This window comes from Micromonospora sp. NPDC000316, assembly GCF_042898885.1.
In the GTDB taxonomy this organism is placed as follows: Bacteria; Actinomycetota; Actinomycetes; order Mycobacteriales; family Micromonosporaceae; genus Micromonospora.
This window is the reverse complement of the sequence record NZ_JBIAZG010000001.1, coordinates 205,062-214,775: the sequence shown is the minus strand read 5'-3', so window position 1 is coordinate 214,775 and position 9,714 is coordinate 205,062. Positions and strand designations below refer to the sequence as shown.

The 9,714-nt window shown below is 71.1% G+C and carries 10 protein-coding genes; 7 read left to right on the top strand and 3 right to left on the bottom strand.

Annotated features, from left to right (window positions below; translation table 11 throughout):
* Nucleotides 1–290: 290 nt before the first annotated feature.
* On the top strand, nt 291–1,298 hold the full coding sequence (locus ACFY2Q_RS00950) for a helix-turn-helix domain-containing protein (protein WP_387126288.1): 1,008 nt from the start codon (nt 291–293) through the stop codon (nt 1,296–1,298).
* 188 nt (nt 1,299–1,486) lie between these two features.
* Here the strand turns inward: ACFY2Q_RS00950 and ACFY2Q_RS00945 are convergent, their stop codons facing one another.
* Together ACFY2Q_RS00945 and ACFY2Q_RS00940 are read right to left on the bottom strand one after the other, a co-directional pair.
* Nucleotides 1,487–2,137, bottom strand: a complete 651-nt coding sequence (locus ACFY2Q_RS00945; RefSeq protein ID WP_387126285.1) for a futalosine hydrolase — start codon at nt 2,135–2,137, stop codon at nt 1,487–1,489.
* On the bottom strand, nt 2,134–3,744 hold the full coding sequence (locus tag ACFY2Q_RS00940; protein ID WP_387126282.1) for an MFS transporter: 1,611 nt from the start codon (nt 3,742–3,744) through the stop codon (nt 2,134–2,136). The genes ACFY2Q_RS00945 and ACFY2Q_RS00940 overlap by 4 nt, the downstream gene beginning before the upstream one ends.
* Here ACFY2Q_RS00940 and ACFY2Q_RS00935 point away from each other — a divergent pair.
* Nucleotides 3,743–4,672, top strand: a complete 930-nt coding sequence (locus ACFY2Q_RS00935; RefSeq protein WP_387126280.1) for a DUF3027 domain-containing protein — start codon at nt 3,743–3,745, stop codon at nt 4,670–4,672. The genes ACFY2Q_RS00940 and ACFY2Q_RS00935 overlap by 2 nt on opposite strands.
* 34 nt (nt 4,673–4,706) lie before the next feature.
* On the opposite strand, the gene ACFY2Q_RS00930 is transcribed toward ACFY2Q_RS00935, so the two are convergent.
* Nucleotides 4,707–4,907 carry a DUF2530 domain-containing protein gene (locus tag ACFY2Q_RS00930; RefSeq protein WP_387127518.1) on the bottom strand — a complete coding sequence of 67 codons (201 nt, stop codon included), beginning with the start codon at nt 4,905–4,907 and terminating at the stop codon, nt 4,707–4,709.
* 134 nt (nt 4,908–5,041) lie between these two features.
* Here ACFY2Q_RS00930 and ACFY2Q_RS00925 point away from each other — a divergent pair, with 134 nt between their 5' ends.
* The 5 genes from ACFY2Q_RS00925 to thpR all read left to right on the top strand — a co-directional run bounded on the left by ACFY2Q_RS00925 (nt 5,042) and on the right by thpR (nt 9,681).
* On the top strand, nt 5,042–6,520 hold the full coding sequence (locus tag ACFY2Q_RS00925; protein WP_387126278.1) for an NCS2 family permease: 1,479 nt from the start codon (nt 5,042–5,044) through the stop codon (nt 6,518–6,520).
* A gap of 113 nt (nt 6,521–6,633) precedes the next feature.
* Nucleotides 6,634–7,083 carry a MarR family winged helix-turn-helix transcriptional regulator gene (locus tag ACFY2Q_RS00920; RefSeq protein WP_387126276.1) on the top strand — a complete coding sequence of 150 codons (450 nt, stop codon included), beginning with the start codon at nt 6,634–6,636 and terminating at the stop codon, nt 7,081–7,083.
* Between the two features lie 71 nt (nt 7,084–7,154).
* Nucleotides 7,155–8,438: an MFS transporter gene (locus tag ACFY2Q_RS00915; protein ID WP_387126274.1), complete on the top strand. Its 1,284-nt coding sequence runs from the start codon at nt 7,155–7,157 to the stop codon at nt 8,436–8,438.
* 149 nt (nt 8,439–8,587) lie between these two features.
* Nucleotides 8,588–9,097, top strand: a complete 510-nt coding sequence (locus tag ACFY2Q_RS00910) for a hypothetical protein (RefSeq protein ID WP_387126272.1) — start codon at nt 8,588–8,590, stop codon at nt 9,095–9,097.
* Nucleotides 9,098–9,108: 11 nt separating this feature from the next.
* The gene (gene thpR, locus ACFY2Q_RS00905; protein ID WP_387126270.1) at nt 9,109–9,681 is read left to right on the top strand and encodes an RNA 2',3'-cyclic phosphodiesterase; all 573 of its coding nucleotides are present in this window, start codon (nt 9,109–9,111) and stop codon (nt 9,679–9,681) included.
* Nucleotides 9,682–9,714: the final 33 nt, after the last annotated feature.

The following is a 9,714-nucleotide window of genomic DNA, read 5'->3' as shown; positions in this document are numbered from 1 at the left end:
CCCGCGTGCCCGCCGCCGTCCGCCCGCCGCCCGCCTTCCGCTTGGCGCCCGCCCTCCGCTCGGCGTAAGTGCACGCCTTCCCGACTCGGCCACCTGCCCACCTCGGCTCCCTTTGGAGCTGATGTCGCAAACGAATCAGGCTGGGTTCCCGTGGGTGATGTCGTAAACGATTCAGCTCCAAAGGGACTGTGGAGTGGGTCATCCACCGCCCCAGGCTGTTATCCACAGCGTTATCCACAGCCCTCGGCAAGGGTGTTGATAGCTCGCTGACCAGCGGGGACGATCGGCCTGTGAGTGAGGCGACTGACCGCACCGACGGGGCTGACCGCACCGACGGGACTGACCGCATCGACGGGGCTGACCGCACCGACGGGCCTGACCGCACCGACGGGCCTGACCGCACCGACGGGGCTGGCGGCATCGACGGGGCTGGCGGCGCCGACGGGAGTGGCGGCACCGACGGGGCTCGCCGCACCGACGTCGGCAGGATGCTTCGGGCGCTGCGTCGTCGGGCTGATCTGAGTCAGCGGGAGTTGGCCGAGAAATCCGGGGTGCCCCAGCCGACGCTGGCGCGGATCGAGTCGGGACGATCGGTTGATCCCCGGTTCCGGACTGTGGAGCGGCTCGTCCAGGCGGCAGGCGGGGAGGTGGCCGTCGGCGTGCCGTCAAGCACCCCCACTACGACCGTGCCGACGCTGGTCCCCCACGACGACATGCGGGACGAGGCAGGGCGGAGGTATCCGGCCCACCTGGACGTTTGGGAGGTCCACGAGCCCCGGGACTGGCCGGGTGCCTGGTGGGCGGAGTGGTACCGGTTGCCGCCCGAGCGATATCCGCTTCCGTTGCCGCCGGCTGCCTACGAGCTGAACCGTCGCTACCGGGACAACCGGCGCTGGGGTGCGGAGGTTCGGCGCACGGTTCAGGTGCGGCGGTTCACCGGCGACAACCTGCCGGCCACCTGTTGGCGGTTCCTCGCCGAGCTACCCGACGGGGAACTGGTCGGTGAGCTGCGGGCGCACGAGCGGAGCCCGCAGCTCGAATACGGGGAGTGGCATCCGGGCATGCCGGAGCGGGAGATGGTGCTCGACGGAGTCCTCGTCGCTGCTCGGTACCGACGGCTGGGGCTCGGGCGTCGGCTGGTGACGGCCCTGGTCACCGAGATGCGCGAGGCGGGGATCGAGGACGCGGCGGGCGTTGCCGAGGGCTTCGGCGTCGAACTGCTGCTGGCCTGCGGTTTCTGGATCGAGTCCCGCAGGCCTGCCGCACTGCGGTTCGGCCCTTGGCGAGCCTACGGCTGAACGCAAAGCCACCGCCGCACGGCTGAACGCAAAGCCACCGCCGCACGGCTGAATGCAAAGGCCGCCGCCGCACGGCTGAACGCAGTGCCGCCGCGTCACGGTTGAACGCAGTGCCGCCGCGTCACGGTTGAGCGCGGGGGAGGCGGCCCTACGGTCGAGCCCGAGCCGGCGGCGTCGACGCAGCCAGGTCAGCGCAGTGCTGAGGCCGCCTCGGTCAGGGCGGTGAGGGCCTCGTGCAGGCGCCAGGCGTCGCGGTCGCGAGGGCCTATCGGGTTGGAGATGGTGCGCAGCTCGACGAAGGGCACACCGGCCTGCGCGGCGGCGACCGCCACTCCGTACCCCTCCATGGCCTCGGCCACGGCGGTCGGATGGCGGCGGCGTAGCTCCTCGGTGCTGGCGGCGGTGCCGGTGACCGTGCTGACCGTGAGGACCGGACCTGTCGTGGCGGCGGGCAGGGCTGCCCGCAGCGCCGCCAGCAACTGTGGGTCGGCCGGCACCACGCTGCCGCCGCCGAGCAGCGCGGGCGGCATGCCCAGCTCGTCGACGGGGATGAAGCCCTCGGGTGATTCGGCTCCGAGGTCTGCGGCGACGCTTGCGGTGCCGAGCACGATGTCGCCGACGGCGGCGCGGCCGGTGAAGCCGCCGGCCACGCCGGCGCTGACCACGGCACGGTACGGACGTCGGGCCGCCTCGGCCAGCGCCAGCAGCCGGGCGGTGGCGGCGCCGGCCACGGCGGGGCCGACCCCGACCGGGGCGACGGTCACGGTGGCGTCCGTCAGGCCCGCCCGCACCGCGTCGGCCTCGGCCGGCACCGCAGTCACCACGAGCAGCCCGGTCACGAGAGAGGCCCGGGGGACTCTCGGCGGGTTTCGTCGTCCGCGCCGCTTCCGGGGCCGCCGACGGCCGAGGATGGGCGGTAGATGTGGTAGCCCGGCGGGGCGAGCCCGGGGTCTTCGTACTGCGGCGAACTGGCCTGCGCGGGTGCCGGTGAGGTGGGGGCGGCGTCGCTCGGAGTCGTGGGCTCGTCGGCCGTCTCGTCCTCTGCCAACTCGTCGTCACCAAGTGGCCGGCCGGCCAGCTTCTCGGCGCGCAGCCGGGTGGCGACCAGCACCCCTCGGGCGGCGGCCAGGACACCAACGCCGGCGGCGACCGCGATGCCGGTGCGACCGTCGAACGGGACCAGCCCGAGCCCACCGCCGACGACGAAGGCGAGCATCAGCACCGTCTCGGAATGGGCGAACGAACTGGCCCGCAGCCGCTCCGGGATGCGCTCCTGGATCGAGGCGTCCACGGCCAGCTTGGCCACGCCGCTGACCAGCGCGGTGACCAGGCAGAGCAGGGCCACCATCAGCAGTGAGAACTGGATGACGGCGAGCACACCCACCCCGGCCACGATGATCATGCTGCTGGACTGGATGGCGGTCGGCCGGTGGATGCGCAGGCGGGTGCCGACCGCGGTGGCAAGGAAGCTGCCCACGGCGAGCGCGGCACCGACCAGCCCCAGCGCCCACTCGGCGCCCAGGTCCCGGCCGAACATCTCGGTGTCCAGGTCGCCCTTCTTGATCGCGAAGGCGAGGAAGAGCAGCAGGAAGCCGTACAACGCGCGTAGGGTCGCGGCGCCGATCAGGCTGGCGATCACCAGCCGGCCGGCCGGACGGCCGCGGCCCAGCGGCCGGTCGCCCCGTCGCCGGCCCAGAGCCCGCAGCGGTCGGGGGACGCGCTCCGGTGGCTCCGAATCCGCCTTCGGAGGCAGCCGCAGCGAGATGACCATGCCGACCAGGAAGATCACCGACGCGACGCGCAGCGGCCACTGCGGCCCAAACCAGAACGCGGCGAGCCCGATGGGCGCCACGAGTGCGCCCGCCACCGTGCCGTAGACACTTGCTCGTGCGCCCACCTGGGAGAGGCCGAGCCCTGCCGGCAGCAGTCGGGGCACGGCAGCGGACCGGGCCACGCCGTACGCCCGGGACAGCGCGAGCACCCCGAACGCGGCCGGATAGAGCCCGAAGCCGTGGATGTAGTCCGAGATCAGCCAGGCCAGGAATGCCCGGCCGAGCATTGTGGCGGCCAGGGCGTAGCGCCGGCCGTGCCGGAAGTGGTCAAGCAGCGGGCCCACCACGGGGGCGAGCATCGCGAACGGAACCATCGTCACCAGCAGGTAGAGCGCGACCTTGCTGCGGGCCTCGCCGAGCGGCACGTTGAAGAAGATCGTCCCGGCCAGGCCGATGGCGATCAGGGTGTCGCCCGCGCAGGAGACAGCGTGCAGGTCGAACAGGCGGACCATGCCGACCTCGCCGCCGGCCCCCCGGGTCCGGGCTAGGCCGGCGCGGCGGGTCACCCAGCGTCCGCTGCCAACCGAACCACGCAGAAGAAGGCGGATGGCCCGAATGCCGGTGCCGACGGTCCGCCCGAGGACGGATCGCCCGGAGCGGGTGTACGGCGGCATGTGCACCATCCTCGCCCATCCGCTGCGCGTACGCCGCACCACTGCGGTGAAAGGTTCCCCGGGAGTCCCTGTCACCCGTGCGGGGCGCATGAGGAACAATGGTTGGGTGACCAGGCCCGTCTCCACCCGTGCCGCCCGCCTTGACCAGGTCTGCGCCGCCGCCGTCGAGGCGGCCCGCGCCGGCATCACCGAGGTGGGTGCCGATGATGTCGGCGACCACCTGCAGGTTGTGGCCGAGGGTGATCGGCTGGTCACCCACTACTTTGACTGTCGCCTCGCCGGCTACCAGGGCTGGCGCTGGGCGGTCACCGTGACCCGGGTGCCGCGCAGCCGGACGGTGACCATCTGCGAGACGGTGCTGCTGCCCGGCTCGGACGCGCTGCTCGCGCCCGGCTGGCTGCCCTGGCAGGAGCGGCTCAAGCCGGGCGATCTCGGCCCGGGTGACCTGCTGCCGACCTCACCTGAGGACGAGCGGCTGGCTCCCGGCTATCTGCTCTCCGACGACCCGGCGGTCGAGGAGACGGCCTGGGAGTTGGGCCTCGGCCGGCCCCGGGTGCTGTCCCGGGAGGGGCGCGCCGACGCGGCACAGCGCTGGTATGACGGCGACCACGGTCCCACCGCGGCCATTTCCACCGCTGCTCCGGCCGCCGCCCGCTGCGGCACCTGCGGCTTCTACCTGCCGCTGGCCGGTGCGATGCGTCTGGCGTTCGGTGCGTGCGGCAACTTCTACGCCCCCGACGACGGCCGGGTGGTGAGCGCCGACCACGGTTGCGGCGCCCACTCCGAGACGCTTATCGAGGCCGCCGAGTCCGCGGTCGACGATCTTCCGACGGTGTACGACGACAGCGCGGTGGAGGCCATGTCGGTGAGCCGCGCGCCTGGTTCGGTGGAGTCCGCTGAGCCGGCGGAGCCGTACGGGCACCCCTGACCGTTCGCGCCGGTGCCGGGGCGGGCGGCTGAGGTCAGCCCGCTCGGCGGCGACGTCGGTTGGCGTCGTGCCGCATCATCACGGCGAGGCCGGGAAAGCCCCACAGGAAACCGGCCAGGCAGGTCCAGAGCCAGTTCTGGTGGTCGTGCTCGGTCAGCCAGCCGCGGAAGAACACGAGCAGGATCAGCCCGGCGACCGCCCAGCCGATCAACCCGGCGACGGCGAACGGCACCATCGGCGGGTCCAGCGGCGCGGGCCGCGGTTGCTGGTCGTTCGGCACCCGGCAAGCGTACGCGATCTACTTCCCCTGCCTGCCGGTGATCTGGGACGATGCCCGCGTCAAACCGGAAGATCACCTGCGAGGACCTGATGGCAGTATTGCCGCCCGAGAACGGCACACCTCCCGCCCCCGCTCAACCGCGTAACGGCTTTGACCGCTTTTTTGAGATTTCCGCCCGTGGCTCAACGCTGAGCCGTGAAGTACGCGGTGGTCTGGCGACCTTCTTCACGATGGCGTACATCGTGGTGCTCAACCCGCTGATCCTCGGCGGTGCCGTCGACGGTGACGGAAAGTCCCTCCCGATTCCCGCGCTGGCCGCGGCGACCGCGTTGGTCGCCGGTCTGATGACGATCCTGATGGGGGTGGTCGGCCGGTTCCCGCTGGCGCTCGCCGCCGGCCTGGGTGTCAACGCCCTTGTGGCGTACGAGATCGCGCCCGAGATGACCTGGGCCGACGCGATGGGCCTCGTGGTGATCGAGGGTGTGATCATCGGGGTGTTGGTGTTGACCGGCCTGCGGACCGCCGTGTTCCGCTCGGTGCCTACCCAGATGAAGACAGCGATCGGCGTCGGAATCGGTCTCTTCCTGACCATCATCGGCCTGGTGGACGCCGGGTTCGTCAGGCGGATCCCGGACGACGCCAACACCACGGTGCCTGTCGGTCTGGGTATCGGCGGCAAGCTGGTGAGCTGGCCGATGCTGGTCTTCGTGGTGGGCCTGCTGGTCACCCTGGTGCTCGTGGTGCGACGGGTGAAGGGCGCGATCCTGATCGGCATCTTCGCGTCCACGGTGCTCGCGGTGATCGTGGAGGCCGTCGGCAACATCGGCCCGTCGTTCGTCAACGGTCAGCCCAACCCGAAGGGCTGGTCGCTGAACGTGCCGGAGTTGCCGAAGACGGTCGTGGACATGCCGGACCTGTCGCTGCTCGGCAAGTTCAACGTGCTCGACTCGTGGGGCCGGGCCGGCTGGCTTGTCGTGCTGATGTTCGTCTTCACTCTGCTGATCACGGACTTCTTCGACACCATGGGCACGATGGTCGCGGTGGGGCAGGAGGGTGACCTGCTCGACAAGGAGGGCACTCCGCCGAGGGCGAAGCAGATCCTGCTCGTCGACTCGATCGCGGCTGCGGCCGGTGGTGCTGCCAGCACGTCCAGCAACACGTCGTACGTCGAGAGTGCCGCAGGTGTCGCGGAGGGTGCCCGGACCGGCGCGGCCAACCTGGTCACCGGCGTCCTCTTCCTGCTGGCGATGTTCCTGGCGCCGCTTGTGGTGGTCGTGCCGTTCGAGGCGGCCTCGACGGCCCTGGTGGTGGTCGGCTTCCTGATGATGACGGCGGTGCGGACGATCGACTGGTCCGACTACGAGATCGCCATTCCGGCGTTCCTCACCATCGTGTTGATGCCGTTCACCTACTCGATCTCCAACGGGATCGGTGCTGGTCTGATCACGTTCGTGGTGGTCAAGCTGGCCAAGGGCAAGGCCCGAGAAATCCACCCGCTGCTGTACGGGGTGGCCGCGCTGTTCGTGCTGTATTTCCTGCGTGGGCCCATCGAGTCTTTGGTGCTCTGACGCGTTCGGGCGGGGGATCCCTCCGGATTCCCCGTCCGAAACAGCCCCAATGTCCTCGTGAGCCTGGTCATAACGGATGTCGTTAGCCAGGCTCATTAGTTAAGCTAACTATCGTGACGGAGCGGACGGTGACGGCGGAACGCGTGCCACCGGCGCAACTGGCTCCCCAGTTGCGTGATGCGATCACCCGACTCAACCGGAGGGTCCGACGGGCCCGGCCGGTCGGCGACCTCACGGTCACCCAGGTCTCCGCGCTCACCAGCCTCCGGCTGGCGGGTGCGATGACGCCCCGGGAACTGGCCGAGGTCGAACGGGTGCAGCCGCCGACGATGACCAAGATCGTTGCGAAGTTGGAGGAGCGCGGCCTCGTGCAGCGGACCCCCCACCCGACCGACGGCCGGCAGGTCATCCTCGCGGCGACCGAAGGAGGGCAGGCCGTGCTCGACCAGTTCGAGCGGGCCCGCGACGAATGGCTGGCCCACCGGCTGGCCGCGCTCGACGAGGACGAACGGGAGACCCTGCTCAGGGCCGCCGGGATTCTCCAGCAGCTCGCTCGCGCCTGAGCCCGCGCCCGCGCCACCGGGCCGTGCCGTCACGTGTCGATGACGCGTACGTCCAAGGAGGCGCACCAAGAGTGCAGGCCAAGCTGAGCACGATGTTCCAGTCCCTACAGGTCCGCAACTACCGGCTCTTCGCGTCCGGGCAGCTGATCAAACTGATCGGCGTCTGGATGATGTTCATCGCCCAGGACTGGCTGGTCCTCGAGCTCTCCGACAACTCGGCCACCGCCCTCGGTGTGGTGACCGCACTTCAGTTCACTCCGGTGCTGCTGCTCACGCTGCTCTCCGGCCGGCTCGCCGACCGGTACGACAAACGGGTGCTGCTCTTCGCCGCCAACGCGTTCTGGACCGTGCTGGCGCTCGGCATGGCAATGCTGGTCCTCACCGACATGGTGCAGCTCTGGCACGTCTTCGCGTTCGCCGCGCTGCTCGGCACCGCCAACGCCGTGGAGACCCCGGTCCGCCAGGCGTTCGTCTCCGAACTGGTCGGCACGCCGCTGCTGCCCAACGCGCTGTCGCTGAACGCGGCCGTCTTCAACTCCGCCCGGATCGTCGGCCCGGCCGTCGCCGGCCTGGCCATCGCCGCCTTCGACGTGGGCCCGGTGTTCCTCTTCACCGCGCTCAGCTCGATCGCGCCGCTTGTCAACGTGGTCCGGATGCGGACGGCCGAGCTGCACCGAGACGCGCTGCTGCCGCGCGACGAACGGGCGCCCGCCCGGGTTGTCGACGGGCTGCGGTATGTGTGGCGTCGCCCGGACCTGCTGCTGCCGATGGCGGTGATGTCGGTGATCGGCATGTCGCTGTTCAACTTCCAGCTCACCCTTGCCGCGCTGGCCAAGACGGTCTTCCACACCGGTGCCGCCTCCTTCGGCCTGTTCAGCACCGCGCTGGCGGTCGGCGCACTCGGTGGCGCACTCAGCGGCACCGGCCGGCGCAGCCGCCCGTCGGTCTGGCTGGTGCTCGGTGCGGCCATCGCCTGCGCCAGCTTCGGCACCCTCGTCGGCTTCGCGTCGACGTACTGGCTGGTCGTGGCACTGCTGGTGCCCACCGGTTTCTTCATGGTGTTCTTCGCCCAGGCCGCCAACCAGCGCGTCCAGCTCGGCGTGGACGCCGCCTTCCGGGGTCGGGTGATGGCCCTGTGGGTGCTTGTGTTCCTGGGCACCAACCCGGTCGGCGCACCGCTTATCGGCTGGGTCGCGGAGCACTTCGGTGCCGGCGCGAGCATCTGGATGGGTGGGCTGATCTCGCTGACCACCGCCCTGATCGCGCTCACCTGGCAACTGCGCCGCTCCGGTGCCCGGGTGCGCTTCCGGGTGCTGCCGATGCCCCGCTTCTACGTCGTCTCCGCCAACAGCTGAGCGCGTCCGACAACGGCCCCTTCCTCTCGAAACCCGTCGAGGAGGGGGCCGTCGCCGACCCGGGGCGCCGACGTGAGTCCCGATCTGCGGATCGTGCGGATGCGGCCAAATCGCTGGCGGGGTGGCACGACGGGGCTTAGCGTCGATATGTGGGAGCCGAACGCGCGCTGATGCTGACCCTGGCGTTCCTCGCCGTGGCCAGCCTCCCGGCGGTGTTCGCCCTGCTCTTCTGCGCCGACGAGATCCTCGACCGGGTGGTCTGCGGCTGGTCGGAGTGGCGCGAGCGCCGTCGCGAACGACGCACGATCGCCCGCCTCGACCGCGCCGTCGAAGCCGACTCGCTGACGCGGGACATCGACCTCAGCGATTTCGATCGCACCGACCGGCGTCCTCTGGAGCAACTCGCCGCCGACCTGCGCCGCCTCGGCGGCCAACGGCTGGGCAGCAGCGGCCGGTCCATGGTCTGGTACGCGGGGGTGGTCCAGGCGTACGACGACCGGCTCCGGCTGGCCTGCCGCGCCCTCGGCATCACCGAGCACCTCGCCGAGCTGAGCGGCGTCGACCAGGAGATCGAACGCGTACGCGTCGAAGGTGTGCTGCACGCCGCAGGCCTGACCCTCCCGGCGGCCCGCGCCGGGCACCGTCAACGGCACCGCTGAACGGTTCGTCGTTGCGGCTCTTCGTCGCTGTCTACCCGCCGGCCGAGGCGGTCACCCACCTCGGCGCGTGGGTCGCCGGCCTGCGGGTCGGTGCGGCGGCTGCCGCCGGCACCCCGGTCCGGCTCGCCGACCCGGCCAACCTCCACCTCACAGTGGCATTCCTCGGCGAGGTCGAGGCCGCCCGGCTGGTCGAGGTCTTCAGCGCCCTAGGGCTGGCCGCCGAACGGTTCCGCGACGGTCAGGACAACCCGCCCCGGCTGCGGCTCGGCGGCGGAGGCCTGTTCGGCGATGGCCGGCGCACAGTGCTCTGGACCGATGTGCGAGGTGACGTCGAGGCGTTGCGGACACTGGCCCGGCTGACCCGGGACCGGTTGCGGCACGCCGGGCTGCCGTATGACGAGAAGCCCTTCCGGGCGCACCTGACCATCGCCCGCCCCGGCGACCGGATGGCACCGGCCGACATCGAGGCCGACCGGGTCACCCTCGACGACTACCAGGGGCCGGAATGGCCGGCCAACGAACTGCTCCTGGTGAGCAGCCACCCCGGCCCGCGCTACGAACGCCTCGCCGCCTGGCCCCTGTGAACCGAGGCCGGCGGCGAGCGTACGTACGTCGCA

What these genes read in the sequence shown, in the direction of transcription:
- ACFY2Q_RS00935 (WP_387126280.1), top strand. Translation starts at nt 3,743, where the DNA reads ATGTGCACCATCCTCGCCCATCCGCTGCGCGTACGCCGCACCACTGCG.
- ACFY2Q_RS00940 (WP_387126282.1), bottom strand. Translation starts at nt 3,744, where the DNA reads ATGCCGCCGTACACCCGCTCCGGGCGATCCGTCCTCGGGCGGACCGTC.
- ACFY2Q_RS00930 (WP_387127518.1), bottom strand. Translation starts at nt 4,907, where the DNA reads ATGGTGCCGTTCGCCGTCGCCGGGTTGATCGGCTGGGCGGTCGCCGGG.
- ACFY2Q_RS00925 (WP_387126278.1), top strand. Translation starts at nt 5,042, where the DNA reads ATGGCAGTATTGCCGCCCGAGAACGGCACACCTCCCGCCCCCGCTCAA.